We start from the raw sequence: 19,523 nt of genomic DNA, 5'->3' as shown, positions 1-19,523 counted from the left end.
TATTGGGCATACAGAAACGAACAGGAGAAATGTAATGAAAGCAGCCGCTGTTTTCAGCGATAATATGGTGCTTCAGCGGAACAGGAACATCCGCATATTCGGCACCTGTACCGCTAACGAAAAAATAATAACCGTCTCTATCCCGGAGCTTGAAAGCTTTGCACAGGCTACAGTAAAAAACGGCAGATGGGAAGCTGTACTGCCGCCGCGCAAGGAATGCAGCTCATGCACTCTTGAGATATGCTGCGGAGCTATAAAGAAGGTATTCCATAACGTTGCCATAGGAGAAGTATGGCTGGCAGGCGGTCAGTCAAATATGGAGTACGAGCTCCACAACGATAAAAACGGCATAAAAGAGCTTACACAGTGCAGCAGCCTCAACGTAAGATATTATTATACGCCAAAATGCGAAATGGTGGACGAGAACCTTGAACGTGCCGAAAGAGAGTCCTGCTGGATGCTGCCCACCGCAGAGACCGCTTCTTCATGGTCGGCTGTAGGCTATTATTTTGCAAAGGAGCTGAGTGCCCGTCTTGGAGTTACAGTAGGCATTATCGGCTGCAACTGGGGAGGCTCTTCCGCTTCTGCATGGATAAAGCGCGAATACCTTGAGCATGACATACGTCTCAGACCCTATCTTGACGACTATGACAACGCCATTGCAGGCAAGACCGACGAGGAAATGATAAAAGAGTTTGACGAGTATACCGTTAAACAGACAATATGGGACAGGGATGTAAATGAGTATATTGCTGCAAACCCGGGCGTAAAATGGGCAAAGGTAATAGAAAAATTCGGCGAGAACCGCTATCCGGGTCCTATGGGTATCAAAAATCCTATGCGTCCATGCGGTCTGTATGAAACTATGGTCAGCCGCATAGCTCCATACACTATCACAGGTGTTCTCTGGTATCAGGGAGAGTCCGACGATCACCGTCCTCACACCTATGAATACCTGCTGAAAACTCTTATTCAGAACTGGCGAAATGCATGGAAGGACAAGGAGCTGCCCTTTATGATAGTTCAGCTCCCCATGTTCATATACGAAGATACACCCGATACAAAGAGCTGGGCATATATCCGCGAAGCTCAGGAAAACGTATATCTTTCCGTAAAGAATACAGGTCTTGCAGTATGTCTCGACTGCGGAGAATTCAACAATATCCACCCTGTTGACAAAGCTCCCGTAGGTCACAGACTCTATATGCAGGCTATGACCGAGATATACGGACTTATGGGCTACAGTATGTCCCTGCCGCCGTTATACGACAATTTCGAGATAATAGATGACGCTGTTCTTATCCACCTTATGAACTGTGAAAAGGGACTGGGCGGCAAAAATGAGGATTGTCTCGGCGGCTTTGAAGTTGCAGGTGCCGACGGAGTGTACTATCCCGCAGAGGCAAAGGTAAAGCTCCCGTATATAGAGCTCAGGAGCGATAAGGTAAAGGCTCCGAAGAATGCACGTTTTATGTGGACGAACTATGCAGAGGTAGCATTATTCGGAGTAAACGGACTGCCCCTTGCACCTTTCCGCACCGACCGCTTTGAAGAACAGGAATAATACATAATCATAAAGGAGAAACGTTATGCTTTTAGCAGTAGATATCGGAAATACAAATATAGTTTTCGGCTGTGTCAATGAAAAAGACGAGGTAGTGCTTTTCGAGCGAATCAGCACGAACCACAACGCTACAGCCGCTGAATACGCCGTACTCATCAGAACTATCCTTGAAATGAACAGCTTCGATTTATCCGACATAGACGATGCTATCATGTCATCTGTTGTCCCGTCTGTAACAAATACAGTAAAGGAAGCTATCCGCAAGCTTTTCAGCGTTGATGTCATGGTAGCAGGTCCCGGAGTAAAAACAGGTCTGAATATTCTCATCGACAACCCTGCACAGCTGGGCAGCGATCAGGCTGTTGACGCTGTTGCGGCTATAAATGAATACCCTGTACCGCTTATCATCATTGATATGGGTACAGCTACAACTCTTTCCGTAGTTGACAGCAAGAAGAACTACCGCGGCGGACTTATCCTCACAGGCATGAAGGTGGCTGCCGATGCTCTTACAGCACGTACAGCACAGCTTCCTAAGGTCAATTTTGAAGTACCGCCTCATGTTATCGGCACTAATACTATAGACTGCCTGAAAAGCGGTATCCTCTACTCAAATGCAAGTGCACTTGACGGCATAATCGACCGCATAGAGGAAGAACTCGGGGAAAAGTGTACAGCTGTAGCAACAGGCGGACTTTCCGAGCTTGTTGTACCGCTCTGCAAGCGAAAGATAATCCTCGATAACAACCTGCTTATCAAGGGACTTGCAATAATCTACAGAAAGAACAAGAAATGATTTGCGACTTTAAGCCGTCTGCCGCTGGCATACGGCGTTTTTATATGAAAAAGCCACTGCAAATGCAGTGGCTTTTCTGTTAGTTCTTCTTTTTATCGTCTTTATCCTTGTCTCTGTCGTCATTGAAGCTGTTGACTGTATTTACGAACAATTCGGGATCAAGGCATATTCCGTGATGACGCACCTCAAAATGACAGTGGTTGCCCGTTGAGTCACCTGTAGTACCTACCTTGCCGATAAGCTGACCGCGGGATACATACTGTCCCTCTTCAACGAGCACCTTGCTCATATGACCGTATACCGTCTGATACTCATCGGTATGACCAAGCTGTACGAAATAGCCGTAGCCGCCTGTGTTCCAGCCAGCCGAAACCACCTCGCCGTCAGCAGCCGCATAGATATCAGTTCCGCCGTCAGCTGCTATATCGAGTCCCTTATGGTTTCTTGCACCGCCGAAATGGTCACTTATATATCCGCCGTTAACAGGCCAGCCGAACTCGCCCGAACCGGTAAGTATAGTATCGGGACTTGCAGGTCTTGCCGCATATACGCCAATACCTATCTTTTCCACAACAGGTTCTTTTGTGACCTTTGAGCTTACAGTCTTTCGTGAATACTCCTTGCCGTCAACGAAAGTAACTTCAATATGGCTCACCTTTTCGCCTCGTCTGCCCTTTACGATAACATCTCTGTCACCTTTATTGAGAGCACTTGTTTCTACCTCCACAGATTCATAGTCAAGGAAGCTTACAGAATCAAGCTCGCGGACATACTGTATAGGGAGATAACTCTCCTTCTCGATAACATTTACCAGCGTACCCTTGCGGCATTTCTCGGATATACCGGGATTCAGCTCCTCAAGCTTATTTGTATCCATGTTGTATTTCTGAGCTATAGTAACTGCCGTATCGCCTCTCTGAGCGATATATACAGCCTTTTTGTCCTTAGATGAAGTAAGAAGGTCGATAGCGTCCTGTTCTGCCATAACGCTGCTTGCAAGATAGATACCGTGAGAATATTCAACAGTATTCTTGTATCCGAGATCCTTAACAACGCCGTCAACGCGGAAATTAAGTATCCTGTCGTTGAGAGCGTCCTGAACCTTGTCTTTATTCTGAACAGCGCCGATGAATTTTCCGTCTATATAGATACCGTAAGCCTCCTTGAGAGCCTGATCCGAAGCCGTCAGCATCTCATTGGCAAGCTGAGCCGCAGAATATACGGTATCGTTCTCATTTATTATCCTGAGGGAATATTTAGCGGAAAGATCTATCTTTTCAGCATCGTCCGAGTAAGCTATTCTCTGCTGGACCTCTCGTTCAGCCTCTTCAAAATCCGCTTCTGCGGTTATCATGCCTATCTCTTTGCCGTTATACTCAACGCTGAGACCGTATTCAAGTCCCGAGCCGTATTTGACTATACCCACAAGGAAAGCTATTGAAAGTATGGGCAGTATATAATTGAAAGCCGTATAGAAAACGCCGTCCTCACCGAAAAGGTAAGACCCCCAGAAGTTAAGCAGAGCCTTTTTATACTCTCTCTCGTCCTCTTTTCGGGCTTTGCGTACATTTTTCTGAAGCTTCTTGTTCAGATCAAATCTGCTCTTCATCGGAGATATAAGCTCCATCAAGAGCCACAGGAGCGCTTTCAGTATAGACTTGCCGAGGTCTATGATCTCGGAGAATATGAACTTTATTCCCGCTATAACGCCTATAAGAACTGCCGCGCCGACTTTTACCGCAAAATGTCCTGCTCTTGTAAAAAAGTCCATTTTGCTGTACTGTGAATTTATTCTGTAAGCCTCTGCAAGTATGGCAGATCTGCGCTCCTGCTCGGCTTTTTCTTCGGGAGATACGTCATCTTCGGGCGGTTCGGGTTCAGTCTCAGCGAAAATATCAGTATTTATATCATCAAAAATATCAATGTTTTCTTCATCAAAAAGCTCTTTTTCTTCGTCCATATCTTTTCAGCATCTCCTTTCTTTCCTATTTAAAAACTTTCCCATTGAAAGTCCAACAAATTATATTATACCAAATTTATGCGATAATACAACAAAAAAATCCCCCGAAAACAAGTTTCAAGGGGATATTTCGTCATTGTACACAAAATTCTGCTTAATTTTTATCAAAATGCCACGAATAATTCAGCATTTCAACTGTATAATCCTTCAGCTTTTCAAGAAGCGGCACAACGTCCTTCTTTGCAGAAGCAAGGTCGTGCTCGCGGTAGTTTCCGCACTCTACCTCTGTACAGCCCGGTATCTCGCCCTCATAGTCTCTTATGAAAGTATATGCTTCACGAACAAGCTTTATTGCATTTTCGTGCGAAAGACCTCTTGTGAGCAGATAAAAGCCCGTGCGGCAGCCCATTGGTCCTACGTATACGATGTTCTTGCCGAATTCCGAGTTTCTTGCGTATGTGGCGAAAAGGTGCTCAATAGTGTGCATTGACGGTGTTTCAAGGTATACTCCGCCGTTTGGCTTTACCATGCGGACATCATATGTAACGATATCATCATCAATTCTTGATATGTACAGTCCTACGCTGAATTTAGTGTGGTCTACCTGAAAGCTTGCTATCTTTTCCATGTTTATTCCTCCTGTTTATTGAAAAGTGACTTTATGTCCTCGGGAAGCTCCGAGGCAACTGTTACAGGCTCACCTGTAAGCGGATCGCTGAAGCTGAGTTTTCCGCAGTGCAGAGCCTGTCTTGATATATCATCACGGAGTCCGCCGTACAGGTCGTCGCCTGCAAGTGGAGCTCCGATATGAGCAAAATGTACTCTTATCTGGTGGGTACGTCCCGTTTCGAGGTCTATCTCAGCAAGGGAATACCTGCCGTTTGTTTTCAGACGCTTATAATGGGTAACGGCTCTCTGTCCGTCCTCGCGCACACAGCGCAGTATTATGGACTCTCTTTCCCTTGCGATAGGCGCGTCGATAGTGCCGCTTTCGGGGATAGTGCCGTGTACCGCCGCGTAGTAGACTTTTTTGCAGTTTCCCTGCAAAAGCTTTGCAGCAAGAGCGTCCTTGGCAACTATGCAAAGTCCCGAGGTATCGCGGTCAAGCCTGTTCACTGAGCGGAAAGTAAGCTCGGGATAGCGGTAGGCGAAGTAATTGCCGAGAGTGTCACCCTGATGACGTATTGACGGGTGTACGGGCATACCGCTGGGCTTATCAAACACCACAAGGCTGTCATTCTCAAAGGCTATGGGCACATCAAGGCTGTCATTGGGTTCAAGGAAACTGTCGTCCTCAAGACTCAGGACTATCACATCGCCAGCCGAGACTGTATCAATGCTCCTTATGGTAACACCGTCCCGTGTTATACCGCCGTCCTGACGTTTAAGCTTTGTCAGCAGACGCTTTGAAACGCCCTTTTTTCCTACAAGAAAGTTTTCCAGCGTTGTTGGCTTTTCCACGTCCGCTGTCAGCTCTATGTGCTTCAAGGTATTCGTCCTCCTTGATAAAAATGTCTATACTCAGCGAAAAAGCTGTCATAAGCTTGGTCGCTGCGTAGGGAAGTCCCGCAATCGTAAGCATCTGAGGAAGGTATACTGCCATAAGTCTAAGCAGTACACTTTTTCTTCCGCGCATGAAGCCAATAGAATATATAACTGTGCGGAAGGCAGTCCTTTTCGGGTATCTCACCAGCAGAAATGGCACGGCTGTAAAGCTGAGTCTCAGCGTTCCCCAGACAAACAATGAGACTAAAGTCAGAAATACGGCATTTATAGCAAGAAAAGCCTCTCTTTCATAAAGTCTGCCTTTGAGAAGCATATAAGCCGATGTTCCGAAGAATACCGCAGGAACAAGTGCAAGAAGTCCTATGGTCTTGGTCCAGAGCTTTGCCGATATACTGCGCTTTAACGTGCATTTTCTCAGCAGTATCCGCGAGAAAGGCTTGTGCCTGAGTTGGTTTTTATCGTCAGTTATACTGTACAGCCTCATTGCCGCCGCATACATAAGCGGAGCAGCCGTCACCCACCTGAGTACCGTGCAGACTGCGGCTACGGCAAGCTGCAAAGGATCGTCACCGCCAAAAAGCTTTATAGGGGCATAATCACCAAAATACAGCATAAGACTGTACACAGCTGCCTCAGCCGAGCGAAAAAACAGCTCTGCCCCCAGCGGAAGTATGCATATCATCATAGTCCTTGCCCGTCTGCCTGCAAGAAGCCCCTTTGAATAGCGGATAAGCTCTCTCACCTTCATATCTGCGCCTCCGAAAAACAGTTTTGCAGATATTATTGCCTTATCAGACGATATTATTCATATACATCTATTCGGAACGTCGAGACGCCGTCCCCTACACATCGTATCTTGTTGCCTGTATCGGTTGACGGGCGGCGAAACGCCGCCCCTACTAAGTTCTTAGCTCTCAATCCTCGGCGTCGGGTATCTTGTCATAGGGGCAGTAGCCCAGTATCTCGAATGCCTGAGAATTCAGCCACATCTGTGCCGTAACTATGACATCGAAGCCGCCCCCTGCCTCAGCAGCTATCTGTGACGGCGGATACTTCGGTATACCAAAGCAGCTGAGCATATTCGAGATGATGCCGCCGTGCGTTATCATAGCACAGTGGGTCAGCCCTGTCTCCATCATATCTGTTATGACATAGTGCAGTGCCTTATAGGTACGGGCTGTAAGCTCCTCAAGGCTCTCACCCTTCGGCGGACGGCTGTCCTTGCCGCCGCGAAGCCATTTATTGTAGTCCTCGCGCTTTGCAAGCTCGTCAATGGTCTTATTCTCGAATTCGCCGAAATTAAGCTCTCTCAGATCATCGACTGTACATAGCTCGGTATACGGGAACAATATCTCCGCAGTCTCTGTACAGCGTTTCAGCGGCGAAGAATATACCCTGTGGACGGTAGGATAACAGAACTCGTCCATTTTTGCCGCAAGGTCGGCTGCGCCCTTAGGCGAAAGCGGCAGATCGGTATTTCCGATGTATATTCCCTTTTCGTTTGCCTCCGTCATTCCGTGACGGATAATACTTATCCTGTAACCTTTCATGGCGGTCTCCTTTATTTTAAAAATGTACAATAAAAAACATACAGGCAGGATAATTATGCACAAATTTACTGCCCGTTTTTTTAACTCTTAGTAAAATTCACGAAAAATGCACTAAATTTTCTACAATTCTTTCATACTTCTGCATCTTTACAAATTATACATATTGTATTATAATATAAATAACAGCTTTTAGAGCGTTATCAGATTTAGGAGGAATTTCAATGAATTCAGATTTTGCAAGAATAATCACTTTACAGCGTAAGGAAAGACATATAAGCCAGAAGCAGGCTGCGACCGATCTCGGTATCTCACAGGCTCTGCTCTCTCACTATGAAAAGGGCATACGTGAATGCGGACTTAATTTCCTTGTAAAGATCGCTGATTATTACAATGTATCATGTGACTATCTTCTTGGAAGAACTCCCGAACCTGAGGGAAAAACCATCACTATCGAAGATATCCCCGATGACGACGGAAACAACAGCATGAAGATGCCTTCACCCGAGATCATCAACTTTAACAGAAGGATCATCAACAACTCTATCAGTCTTCTCTTCAGCCTCGCTCAGAAGGCTAACAGCATAACCCTTATCAAGGAGGTATCCTCCTATCTTATGCTCTCTGTCTATAAGCTTTTCCGTATAGTTTACAACGCTAACCCACACAACGACCAGAAGCTTTTCCGTATCCCAAAGGTCATCGCAAACGACAGTGCAAATGCAATAGTATCCATGAGCGAAGCAAATATTAAAGCCGCGTCCAGCGGTATCGCCCTCGACGGCAACGACTGTGTAGACAATTTCGATACCCTTTATGTTACCACCGCAACTCTCCAGAAGGATTATGCCCAGTATTCATCATCACTTCTCAACCTTATCAAACGAAGCGAAGAAAGTATCTCGCGTACCCGTGCGAAGTACCGAAGCGATATAAAGTGATCGTAATTTTTATTATACCATTTTTTCACATCAAAGAAAAGACTTTTTTCAAAAAATAACAAAAGCTAACTTTAAGGAGCTGTCCGCACGGGAGATATGTGCTGTTATTCGAGCACATTCTTTGCCTATGATGAAACTTATTCTGTGCGGACAGCCCTTTATTGTACATATAGGCACAAATGCCAATGAACAGCTGATATCTGTTCTGTTATCCGCAATTATGGCAATTTTAAAAGGGATTTTTGAAAGTCCCCTTGACAAAGATCACAAGCTGTGCTATAATTTTGATTAATAAGTTATATACTGTGTTATAAAACCGATGAAGAAGAGTAGTAGTTCCGTAAGAACTTTTCAGAGAGCCTGCGGCAGCTGAAAGCAGGTAAGGGATACGGTATGAATGGACTTCCGAGGGCAAACTGAAAGTACAGTTTTTACTGTACCGTGTAGGCAAGACGCAGAAGGACTGCGTTAACAAAACCGACGTATCAATGTACGTGCAGAGAGGACGCTTAGCGTCAAGCAGGGTGGCACCGCAGAAGAATTACCGCTTCTGTCCCCGCATTATTCAAATGCTGGGACAGAAGCTTTTTATATTTCAGTCTCGGCGAGTACGTCACATAAAAAATGAAAAGGAGAATTGCTATGTCAATGTCAGATGAGAAGATCCCTTACAAAATTTATCTTGAGGAAAACGAGCTTCCAAAGCAGTGGTACAATGTACGCGCTGATATGAAGAAGAAGCCTGCTCCCCTCCTCAACCCCGGTACAGGCAAGCCTTGTACAGCTGAGGAGCTCAGCCACGTATTCTGTGACGAGCTTGTAAAGCAGGAGCTTGATGAAACTACACCTTATATCGATATTCCACAGGAGATACAGGACTTCTACAAGATGTTCCGTCCGTCTCCTCTCGTAAGAGCTTACTTCCTTGAGAAGAAGCTTGGCACACCTGCCAAGATCTACTACAAGTTCGAGGGCAACAACACCAGCGGAAGCCACAAGCTCAACTCTGCTATCGCTCAGGCTTACTACGCTAAGAAGCAGGGCCTCAAGGGCGTTACTACAGAGACAGGTGCTGGTCAGTGGGGTACAGCTCTTTCAATGGCTTGCTCATACTTCGACCTCGACTGCAACGTTTACATGGTTAAGGTAAGCTATGAGCAGAAGCCTTTCCGCCGCGAGGTTATGCGTACATACGGTGCAAACGTAACTCCTTCTCCTTCAACCACAACTGAGGTAGGAAGAAAGATACTTGAGGAATTCCCCGGTACAGGCGGAAGCCTTGGCTGTGCTATCTCAGAGGCTGTTGAGGCAGCTACATCAAAGGAAGGCTACCGTTACGTTCTCGGAAGCGTTCTTGCACAGGTACTCCTCCACCAGTCTATCATCGGTCTTGAAGCAAAGGCTGCTATGGACAAGTACAACATCAAGCCCGATATCATCATCGGCTGTGCAGGCGGCGGTTCTAACCTCGGCGGACTTATCTCACCATTCATGGGCGAAAAGCTCCGCGGCGAAGCTGATTACCGCTTCATCGCTGTTGAGCCTGCTTCATGCCCAAGCCTTACAAGAGGTACATACGCTTACGACTTCTGCGACACAGGTAAGGTTTGCCCGCTCCAGAAGATGTATACACTGGGCAGCGGCTTCATGCCTTCACCTAACCACGCAGGCGGACTCCGTTACCACGGTATGAGCTCTATCCTTTCAGAGCTTTACGATCAGGGTCTCATGGAAGCTACTTCTGTTGAGCAGACAGCTGTATTCGAGGCTGCTGAGATGTTCGCAAGAGTTGAGGGTATCCTCCCTGCTCCCGAAAGCAGCCACGCTATCCGCGCAGCTATCAACGAAGCACTCAAGTGCAAGGAGACAGGCGAAGAAAAGACTATCCTCTTTGGTCTTACAGGTACAGGCTACTTTGATATGTACGCTTACGGCGCATACAATGACGGTACTATGAGCGACTATATCCCCACAGACGAGGAGATCGCAAAGTCACTTTCAAATCTTCCCAAGATCGGTTAATGACAGTAAAAGGGACTGCTTCGGCAGTCCTTTTTTAGCGAGTAGTTATTAGTGAGTAGAGAGTAGTAGGGAACGCCGCCCTCGGCGTTCCGCAAGAGAATTTGTAGGGGACGGTGACTCCCTGTAGTACAGGGAGATGTCAGCAAAGCTGACAGAGGGTCGCGGCTCCTGTTGGGAGTCCTCGATGTCCCGCACTTTACATTATATGTAAAAGAAGCTCCGCAAATGTGGAGCTTCTTTTGATATATTCAATTTATGTTGCGGACTGCTTCACATAGAATTTTTCACCGTCTTTAACTATGGTTCCAATAAAATTATCCGAACCCTCTTCAATAAATATCAACTCGTTTCCTACGATACTGAAATAGTTGACGCGCTTTTCGGACATTCCGTCATTTTCCTGAGTCAGAATAACTTTGTTTCCTGATATCTCCCATGTTCCGCCGCCGAGATAGCTGCTCAGATATCCCGGAGAATATAAAAACATTCCGTCCTCTTTAAAATCTATATAACAATCTCCGCCGAAGCCCTCTTTTTCGTATACGAATTTCTTTCCAGCTAAAGCCGATCTGTCAGCGTTTTTGCTGCTGTCCGGCTTTTCCGGTGACGCAGTCAGATCACCATTATCAGCCTTTGTAACATATATCTTTCCTAACTCGATCTGCGCATCTCCGTTTTTACCATTAACTGTTATCTCGTTTTCATAATCATCGGAATACTTCAGATCATCAGGAGTCCAGAAAATGTATCCATTGTTACCAATATCATATGTTTTACCGACATTTGTAACAACTCCATCACCTGTTTCTATATCCCAAGTCGTAAAATGTCCTTTATCAGTTGATAACGTAATCGGATAGTCCTTTGAGTCAAATTCAAGCAGTATGCCTATTCCCGACCAGTCGCTCATTGCAGGGCGATAGGGAGTCTTGATCGATACGATATCGCTGAACTGAGGCAATTCTCCGCTGTTTTTGTCATCAAGTCCGAGGAGCTTCTTCTGTATAGCCTGTGCGTCGCCGACAGTAAGTCCGTCGCCGTCCATATCGCCGTTGAGTTTGCCCTGTGCTGTAAGATGATGCTCAGCAGTACCGTTTAATCCGTATTTGTTTGGATTTGCAAGAGCCTGCATTACAAGCACAACATCAGACATATCAACTTCGCCGTCGCAGTTTGTATCGCCTTTTATTTCAGAGTCTGTTGTTCCCCCGTAAGCAGTATTCGTGTTCAGATTAAAACCGTCCAGATACGGATTTAACTGGAGATAATTCAGTGCAGTGGTCAACTTTTTTATCTGAGTTTCCTCGTCACTGTACATAGAACCAAAGTTATAATGGAAATATCTCCTGTAAACATATTCGCCCTTTTCGTTTTTCTCAGTACGTATCTCAGCGTGTGAAAATAATAAAAATATCTCGTCACGGGGCAGCTTAGCAGCATTATCAAGGTGATTTGCCTGTACAGTGTTGTAGTCATCATATTTCAGCAATTCCGCAACGCTTGAAGCTTCGTTGAGGACTTCTGTTCCGTCTTTAGTGACAAAACGTGCGTCGGGTTTAAGGCAGACCGTAAAGGTGTTGTCTTTGAGAACAGCGGCTGCTTCTTCTTTAGTCCATACGCCGTAGCCCTTATCCTCTGTAAGTCCCTTTTTGGCAAACAGAGCCTTAAGCTCGTTCTTTGTCATAGAGCCTATCTCATTGAAGTAATACTGTTTACTTTCCAGAAATGCTTTAACATCGTCTGTCCGTATGTCTATCTCTTCAAGTCCTTTTCTCTGGTCATTGCGGTAAAGAGTTATTTTTTCGGGAGCTTTCTCCTTGCTTTCACCCATGACACGAAGAGTGTAACCGTCCTCAAGCTCAAACCTCCACTCTGTATAACCATGACCTGACTCCTGACCACTGTATATCACGAAATCCTCCCAGTCAAGGGCATTGCCTTTCTTGGAAAGGGAGATAACATCGTCAAGTGTCATTTTCTTTTCGGCTGTATCGAGCTCGGAAGCATGGTAAAAATCCGAAGCCCATGCCATAAACTCGTCAATATCGTCCTTACGGATATCAATGCGGTTCTCATAGCCGTCTTTGTACAGCTCCACAACGGCAGGCTCTTCGGGGGGATTGCCCTCAACGAGCAGGAAAAATCCGCCGCCGAGGTCATAATTGCAGACATGAGTATACATACCTATACCGTGCCAATCACCTGCATATGGCTCAAAATCCGACCATGTTATCTTATCGCCCTTTTTGGCAAGAGGTATAACCTCTGACAGAGTGAGCTGCTTTGTGCCTTTAGATATGGTCAGACCGTTAAGCTCGCCGCTGTCAGCTTTTTTAGCGCAGTAAGCAAAAACTACTTCACTGTTCACGAGTTTCTTTAACAGCGCATTACCGATGACAGTAGGCTTCATCATATAGTGCTTATTATCGCTTTCGGAAACATACTCTATCTTGAAAGCACCGGTGCTCCTGTCATCAAGGACTGTATAGGGAAGTCTCAGACTGCCGCACAATATCGCTTCATCGGTCAGTGTTACAGCGGAGTCCTCAGAGCCGTAAAAAGTGACAGGTATGTACTTATCGTCTGTGACCTTACAGCCGTCGCATATCTCATGCCATACGATGCCCCTGCTTTCCTTTCCGCAGGTGAGGCTGCCCTGTATAAAGAACGTAACAGAGCCTTTATCAGCCTTAACGGTTATGGTCTTTTCGAGAACGGCTTCATCAAGAAGAACTATGATATCCTTATCCCCTGCATATATGGTTAAGTCTTTGCCGAGACTTTTTACAGTACAGCTGCTGCTTACCGTATCGGAAGCATAGTTTTTGTCGATCATAAGCTTTGCAGTATCAGCCTCCGCAGTCGCGCTTATATCGCTGAGTTTAGAATAATAGCCCTCATAAACCTCGTCAGACTGTTCGCCTGAGATAAGACTGCCGCCTGCTTCTTGCAGTCCGTTCAAGCCTTTGACTGAATTTTCGGCGACCGCATTAAAAGGCACAGCACCTGCAAAGCACATCGCCGCAGTCAAAAACGCCAGTATTTTTCGATTCATAATAATCAACTCCTCTGCGTCATAAAAATTATCCGTTGATAATAAGTCGTAATATTTCGGCTTTTGTCTCACTAAAACTGTCAAAAAGTTTATCCACGCTGTTTTCACCTATATAATAGCATATAAGAGGCTGAAAATCAATACTGAAAAAATATTATTTTATTTTACCCCCCAAGAAAATTTTTCAACTTTTTCGGTTCGATGCACAAATTCTCTTTTATAAAGGATATGTGCTCTCTGAACGCAGATCGGGGGCCCCATTCCGCAGAAAGGCTCCCCCCGATAAATAAATATACTTCTATATAAACGTTATAATTAACTGTACGCTCCGAAAGCACATCTGCTCCAAAATTTGGTTTTATCCAATGTAAGTAAATGTACCTGTGATATGACCGTAAGAAATAATATTACCGCTTTCGCCGTCAGCATCGGTATCAAGCAGCTCCATGTTTTCAAAAAATTTATTATTGGTATTATCGAACCAGCCTTTTATCTCATCAAAAGGCTTTTTCAGCGCAAGCACATATATCTCGTAGTCATGTGGAGCTCCCTTCGGCGGATACGGTCCTACATACTCCGACTCACCTGCCCAGCCCTCAGGCAGCTCAGTCAATGTAACGTTATTTGACTTCCAGTGCAGCCAGTTGCCTGCCGATGTATCTATCATGTATATAACGTAGCATTCCGCGTTTTCAACACTCTCCCACGAAAGCTGTGGAGAATGGTTATCACCGCTGCTCGTATTTGAAATAACAGAGTCCCAAACACCGTCATGGAGATTTTCCGAAGTCACATCGAAAGCCGTCAGGCCATCAAGAAAAGCAGCTTCTTCTGCTTTCGTTGTCACTTCGGCAGCAGTTTCGGCTTCTGTGGTCAAGGCGACCTCTGTTGTATCCTGTAGGATTGTAGTCGTTTTTGTGTCGGCGGATACATCTTTTTCCACATCTTTTTTACTCTCTCCGCAGCCTGTTACAGCAAAAACTGCAAGACTAAAGCATAATATCAAAGCATTTTTTCTGAGTTTCATGGTTATTCCTTTCTGACATTATATAGTATATTATATGATACTTAATTATAACAAATGCCGCTTTTGATGTCAATAAAACGTGGCTTTCACCTTACTTTTTGCATTTTTCACAGCTATATATACTAAAAAAAGCTGCTCATTTCTGAAACTTCGTTGAAATTTACTCTTGAAAAATGACTGAAAAATAGGTATCATAATATTACTTAAAGGAAAACCATAAATACTTACCGTAAAAAAGAGGGAATCCACAATGAAAAGACACATTCTTACCGCAGTGCTTATTTCAGGACTGGTATGCAGCTCTCTGGCGTCATGTACTCTCGAAACCTATGAAAGCACAACTCCGCGCTCTGCAAACTGGTCTGTCTCAACCCCTGCAAATACTCCTGAAAATAACGTTCAGACACCTGCACCACAACAGGCTGATAATAACTCTCAGCAGACACAGGAGCAGCAATCAGCTGCTCCTGCTCAGACACAAGCTGCTGCCCCCGTACAACAGCAAGCTCCCGCAGTTCAGCCGCCGAAGGCTGACCCACCTGAGGTAACAGCTTCACCTGCTCAGAAGCAGGCGGCTGTAAATGACTATTCCGAGTATATCCCTATAGCAAAGAACATAATGAATTCTCTGGATACACTTGACAGTATTGCAGGCGGAAGCAATGTAAGCATAGACTCAAGTGATACAGTACAGGACAATGGCTGTACTTACAGCAAGGTTCTTGATTATCGTTTTTCATCTTTAAACGATGTGACAAATTTTGTAAATACTATGATCTGCGGTGATCTTATCTACAGATACAGCGGACTCTATTCAGGCGAAGCTCCAACATTCAAGGAGTTCAACGGTTCACTGTACTATCTCAGTGAAACAAGAGGCTGCGGCTTCGGATATCAGGGCGATCCGACTATAACAAGCGCATCGGGAGGATCGTTCACATTCAATGTTCAGATAGCATCAGGCGGCGGAGTAAAAACATTTACCGTTAACGCTGTAAATGACGGCGGCACATGGAAAGCCTGCTCCTTCAATTATACGTAAAAAATAATAAGACGTGCAGTTAATTGCACGTCTTAATTTTATGTAATATCAGAAAGCGTCTCTGTGACTTCACGATACATATACAGCGAACCAAGTATTATAAGCGGCACATCATGCTCATTTGCATAGCTGTAAGCTGCTTCGACTCCCTCTGTGAGCTCTGCGAAAGGCTCTGTGTTCAGTCCCTTTGCGTTAAGAGTGTCCGCAAGCTTCTGACTGTCAAGAGAACGGGGATTTGCAGGCTTTACCGCAAAGGCAGTCTCTGCAAGCTCACCGAGCATATCCGCGTACAGTCCGTACTCCTTATCAGCCATGACGCCGATAAGCAATGCCACCTTTTTATCACTGAAATAACGGCGTATACTGTCCGCAGCACAGCGTATACCATCAGGGTTATGCGCACCGTCATAGATGATGAGCGGCTCTTTGCTCAGGACTTCAAAGCGTCCGTGCCACTTCACCTCAGCAAGTCCTTTGCGGACTGCTTCACAAGGGATTTTAATTCCCTCGCGTCTGAGTATCTCCACACAGCTTATAACATTGACTGCGTTTTCAAGCTGATATGTGCCAAGAAGCGGTATATGCAGCTTTTCACCGTTATATATGAAGTCCGCACCGCTGATGTCAAAACAGCTGTCAGACCATTCAAATTTTGAATAATCCGGCAGGAACAGAGCCGAGCCCTGCTTTTTTGCAGTATCGGCAATTATCTCGTAGGCTTCCTCGCTGTCACCGCCGAAATAAACAGGTCTGCCCTTTTTGATGATGCCAGACTTGTGGTAAGCTATCTCCGCAATGGTATCTCCGAGGAAGGCGCTGTGATCCTTCTGCACATTGGTTATCACCGACAGTACGGGAGCTTTTATGACATTTGTGGAGTCAAGGTCGCCGCCCATTCCGCACTCAACTACAGCTATATCGCAGCCTTTTCGCACAAATAGCTCGAATGCCGCAGCCGTAAGGACTTCAAATTCCGTGGGCTTCTCGTCCATGCTCTCGCATATGGAAGCGATATCGCCGATAATATCCGCAAACTCCTGCTCTGAAATCTCACAGCCGTCAATGCGGAAGCTGTCCGTTACCTTGGTTATGGCAGGAGAAGAAAATCCCCCGACTTTATAGCCTGCATTTTTCAGCACCGATGTGAGCATAGCTCCGAAAGAGCCTTTGCCGTTTGTGCCTGAGATATGGACTGTTTTCACCTTTTCCTGCGGATCGCCCATGAGCCGCAGAAGCTCTGTGACACGCGAAAGTCCCAGTACGCTGCCCCTTTCGGCAGCCTTTTTCATATATGCAAGTGCTTCCGAATAATTCATTTTCTTCTTACCTTGTTGAGCTCTGCTGTGAAAGCCTTATTTTTCAGCATAAGATAGATGACAGCTGTCTCGATAGCTGCTGTGATGAGGTAGATCGGCACACGGAGCCAAAGAGTCTCAAAGGGTGTGTGATAGTAAACGTAAAGACCTATGGAAGTGATCATCATAGAGCCTATAACGTGTGCGGTAACTGTTGAAGCTGCTACCTTTGGGAGCAGAGCGTTCTTGACACCGCGAAGTGCGAAATGATATACAAGTCCCGAGAAAACACCTATACAGGTCGAGCCTATAGTGATTATAGGATTGATTGCATAGCCCTTCATTATGCAGCCAACAACATCTGCCACAAGTCCTACTGCTCCGCCTATGACAGGTCCGAAGAAGATGCCTGCCATTTGTATGGGGAGTCCGCCAAAGCCTATGCGGATACTGTTGCCGATGTTGATAGCACCGAATTTGCCGAGAACCATGCTCATTGCTGCCAGCAGACCTGCTACGATAAGCACCTTTGTGCTGCCGAAAAGCCTGATATCGCTCTTTACTGCTGTTCCTCTGTTGTTTGTGATCATAAAAATAACCTCCTTTTCCTCACTCATACGACAAGAAAAGAAGGTTTCGGTTCTTTTTTAGTTGTCCTATGAAGCGGGATGCAAAATGCGAACCGTAAGCCTTAGCTTTTCGTTTGACCGACAACTCCCCGTTCGGTCAACACTGGAATACCGTGAGGTATAACGAACGCATTTTTACTCTTCAAATGATTGATTTGCAGTACCTTACTGCATTAACCATTATACAGCGCATATCGCCGTTTGTCAATAGTTCGGGGCATGAAAAAACGCTCTTTCGGGCTCTTTGTCAAATTGTTCTAAATACACATAGGCAGGTGGTAAAAATAGGACAAAAAGCCGAAAATGTATAAAACCCTTGACAAAACTCCATAATAGTGATAAATTATAGTTAGCACTCAGAGAGTTAGAGTGCTAACGAGATCGAAAGGTTGTGAGTATCGTGGACGACAGAAAGCTGAAAATACTTGCTGCTGTGGTTGACGAATATGTAAGGACGGGCGAACCCGTCGGCTCGAAATCTATCTCAAAGCTTGAAAATATAAATGTTTCCTCCGCTACTATCAGAAATGATATGGCGGCTCTCGAACAGATGGGATATCTGGAACAGCCCCATACTTCGGCAGGCAGAGTTCCTACCTTCAAAGGCTATCGCCTTTATATCGACGAGCTTATGACGCCTCACGACCTCCCCGATGAGGAAAAGCGGCGGCTCGATGAAATGCTCGGAGACAAGGATACTCCCGAAGAGCTTCTGGTACAGAATGCCGCAACTGCTCTTACCGAGATAACACAGTGTGCCGCAGTAGTTTCCAACGCTGTACCGAGATTTTCGGTGATATCAAAAGTGGAAGTTATCCCAACGGGTAAAAGACTGTACGTTATCCTGCTGATAACGTCCAACGGAAGCATAAAAAACAAGGCTTGCAGACTTGAATTCGACCTCAGCCATGAACAGCTTGATTTCTTTACACATTATATAGAGGAAAACCTCAGCGGTGTATCCGTAGACGAACTGTCTGAGGACGTTTTCGACAAAATGGTAGCAGCCGTGAGCGCGTACATGGTGTCGCTTTCACCGCTGGTAAAAGGCATCTGCGAGCTTTCAGAGGATCTTCGTCAGGAAGAACTGACAGTCAGCGGAGGAGAAAAGCTCCTCTCCTGTGAGGATCTTGACAAAATGGAAGTCGTAAGATTTATAGAACACAAGGACGGTCTTTCCGAACTCCTTGAAAACGCATTCAGCGGAATACAGGTAAAGTTCGGAGCTGAAAACGACAGCCTTGCAATAGGCAATTCAAGCCTTATCGTCTCCAAGTACCGCAAGGGCGGCAAGGAGGCAGGCTCTTTAGGCATCATAGGTCCTATGAGAGTCGATTATAAAAAGATAATCCCATACGTCGAATACCTCACCCAGAAGATATCCTATCTTATGGACGGTACAGACGATGACATCATAAATGCTCCGCCAAACGGACAGGAGCCATAGAAAGGAGAAATGACCGATGGAAAAGAATGAGAATTTCTCGGAGGAGCTTGAGGAGCTCGCAGGGGATACAGCTGAAACTCCCGATGCTGATGAAAACACAGACGCTCTTGACGAGGACGATGCAGCAAGCGAATACAATGATACTGCTACTCAGTTCTCCGACCTTGAGGACGCTCTTGCAGAGGCAAACGACAAGTATCTGAGGCTTTACGCAGAGTACGACAACTACCGCAAGCGTACAGCAAAGGAAAAGACAGAGACTTATCAGAACGCTTCCGCACAGTGTATAGAAAAGATACTCCCCGTGCTCGACAGCTTTGAAAGATCGCTGGAAGCAGAATGCTCCGATGAAAACTTCAAAAACGGCATGGCGATGATATACAATCAGATGAAGAACTTCCTTACTCAGATGAATGTAACTGAGATCGAAGCTCTCGGAGCTGAATTTGATCCCAATGTACACAACGCTATACAGCAGCTTGACGGCACGGATTACGCAAGCAATCACGTATGCTCGGTATTCCAGAAGGGCTATATGCTCGGGGATAAGCTTGTAAGACCTGCTATGGTGGCAGTGGCAGTTTAGTGCAAAGCGCTAAACAATTCATAATGCATAATTCATAATTCATAATTATGCGATCAACACAAGTAAACTACATTCATAATTCAATTATGCATTATGCATTGTGAAT

At 45.6% G+C, this 19,523-nt stretch carries 16 protein-coding genes, 1 riboswitch and 1 other annotated feature; of the genes, 7 read left to right on the top strand and 9 right to left on the bottom strand.

Annotated features, from left to right (window positions below):
- The first annotated feature begins 34 nt into the window (after positions 1-34).
- A complete protein-coding gene (locus L870_RS0108405) occupies positions 35-1,564 on the top strand; it encodes a sialate O-acetylesterase (RefSeq protein WP_028517765.1) in 1,530 nt (509 codons plus the stop codon).
- A 25-nt stretch (positions 1,565-1,589) separates the two neighbouring features.
- Positions 1,590-2,360, top strand: a complete 771-nt coding sequence (locus tag L870_RS0108400; RefSeq protein ID WP_028517764.1) for a type III pantothenate kinase — start codon at positions 1,590-1,592, stop codon at positions 2,358-2,360.
- Between the two features lie 79 nt (positions 2,361-2,439).
- Here the strand turns inward: L870_RS0108400 and L870_RS17145 are convergent, their stop codons facing one another.
- From L870_RS17145 to L870_RS0108375, 5 genes are all read right to left on the bottom strand, one after another.
- Entirely contained in the window at positions 2,440-4,320 is a 1,881-nt protein-coding gene (locus L870_RS17145) for a M23 family metallopeptidase (RefSeq protein WP_242836498.1), read from the bottom strand.
- A gap of 154 nt (positions 4,321-4,474) precedes the next feature.
- A complete protein-coding gene (locus tag L870_RS0108390) occupies positions 4,475-4,948 on the bottom strand; it encodes an S-ribosylhomocysteine lyase (protein ID WP_028517763.1) in 474 nt (157 codons plus the stop codon).
- Positions 4,949-4,950: 2 nt separating this feature from the next.
- Complete coding sequence (locus L870_RS0108385) at positions 4,951-5,808, bottom strand: RluA family pseudouridine synthase (protein WP_051411476.1); 858 nt, start codon at positions 5,806-5,808, stop codon at positions 4,951-4,953.
- On the bottom strand, positions 5,705-6,574 hold the full coding sequence (locus tag L870_RS0108380) for a hypothetical protein (protein ID WP_028517761.1): 870 nt from the start codon (positions 6,572-6,574) through the stop codon (positions 5,705-5,707). Before L870_RS0108380 ends, L870_RS0108385 begins: the two co-directional genes overlap by 104 nt.
- Before the next feature lie 166 nt (positions 6,575-6,740).
- Positions 6,741-7,376: a histidine phosphatase family protein gene (locus L870_RS0108375; protein ID WP_028517760.1), complete on the bottom strand. Its 636-nt coding sequence runs from the start codon at positions 7,374-7,376 to the stop codon at positions 6,741-6,743.
- Positions 7,377-7,597: 221 nt separating this feature from the next.
- On the opposite strand from L870_RS0108375, the gene L870_RS0108370 reads away from it, so the two are divergent.
- Positions 7,598-8,314: a helix-turn-helix domain-containing protein gene (locus tag L870_RS0108370; RefSeq protein ID WP_024861164.1), complete on the top strand. Its 717-nt coding sequence runs from the start codon at positions 7,598-7,600 to the stop codon at positions 8,312-8,314.
- Positions 8,315-8,624: 310 nt separating this feature from the next.
- Positions 8,625-8,875: a binding site (T-box leader), on the top strand.
- Positions 8,876-8,962: 87 nt separating this feature from the next.
- Positions 8,963-10,336 carry a TrpB-like pyridoxal phosphate-dependent enzyme gene (locus tag L870_RS0108360; protein ID WP_028517759.1) on the top strand — a complete coding sequence of 458 codons (1,374 nt, stop codon included), beginning with the start codon at positions 8,963-8,965 and terminating at the stop codon, positions 10,334-10,336.
- A 253-nt stretch (positions 10,337-10,589) separates the two neighbouring features.
- On the opposite strand, the gene L870_RS0108355 is transcribed toward L870_RS0108360, so the two are convergent.
- Together L870_RS0108355 and L870_RS17140 are read right to left on the bottom strand one after the other, a co-directional pair.
- Positions 10,590-13,391 (bottom strand): dockerin type I repeat-containing protein, encoded by a 2,802-nt coding sequence (locus L870_RS0108355; protein ID WP_028517758.1) that lies wholly within the window; start codon positions 13,389-13,391, stop codon positions 10,590-10,592.
- A gap of 358 nt (positions 13,392-13,749) precedes the next feature.
- Positions 13,750-14,418: a YbhB/YbcL family Raf kinase inhibitor-like protein gene (locus tag L870_RS17140; RefSeq protein WP_028517757.1), complete on the bottom strand. Its 669-nt coding sequence runs from the start codon at positions 14,416-14,418 to the stop codon at positions 13,750-13,752.
- A 250-nt stretch (positions 14,419-14,668) separates the two neighbouring features.
- On the opposite strand from L870_RS17140, the gene L870_RS0108345 reads away from it, so the two are divergent.
- A complete protein-coding gene (locus tag L870_RS0108345) occupies positions 14,669-15,460 on the top strand; it encodes a hypothetical protein (RefSeq protein WP_028517756.1) in 792 nt (263 codons plus the stop codon).
- A gap of 38 nt (positions 15,461-15,498) precedes the next feature.
- Here L870_RS0108345 and L870_RS0108340 read toward each other — a convergent pair whose 3' ends face one another.
- Entirely contained in the window at positions 15,499-16,776 is a 1,278-nt protein-coding gene (locus tag L870_RS0108340; RefSeq protein ID WP_028517755.1) for a bifunctional folylpolyglutamate synthase/dihydrofolate synthase, read from the bottom strand.
- Entirely contained in the window at positions 16,773-17,345 is a 573-nt protein-coding gene (locus tag L870_RS0108335; RefSeq protein WP_028517754.1) for a folate family ECF transporter S component, read from the bottom strand. Before L870_RS0108335 ends, L870_RS0108340 begins: the two co-directional genes overlap by 4 nt.
- 69 nt (positions 17,346-17,414) lie before the next feature.
- A riboswitch (THF riboswitch) is annotated at positions 17,415-17,529 on the bottom strand.
- Between the two features lie 255 nt (positions 17,530-17,784).
- On the opposite strand from L870_RS0108335, the gene hrcA reads away from it, so the two are divergent.
- Together hrcA and grpE are read left to right on the top strand one after the other, a co-directional pair.
- Positions 17,785-18,831 carry a heat-inducible transcriptional repressor HrcA gene (hrcA, locus tag L870_RS0108330; RefSeq protein WP_028517753.1) on the top strand — a complete coding sequence of 349 codons (1,047 nt, stop codon included), beginning with the start codon at positions 17,785-17,787 and terminating at the stop codon, positions 18,829-18,831.
- Between the two features lie 16 nt (positions 18,832-18,847).
- A complete protein-coding gene (gene grpE, locus L870_RS0108325; RefSeq protein ID WP_028517752.1) occupies positions 18,848-19,417 on the top strand; it encodes a nucleotide exchange factor GrpE in 570 nt (189 codons plus the stop codon).
- Positions 19,418-19,523: the final 106 nt, after the last annotated feature.

The organism is Ruminococcus flavefaciens ATCC 19208 (genome assembly GCF_000518765.1).
Lineage (GTDB): Bacteria > Bacillota > Clostridia > Oscillospirales > Ruminococcaceae > Ruminococcus > Ruminococcus flavefaciens.
The sequence above is the reverse complement of the archived record's forward strand: the minus strand, read 5'-3'. Positions and strand labels throughout refer to the sequence as shown.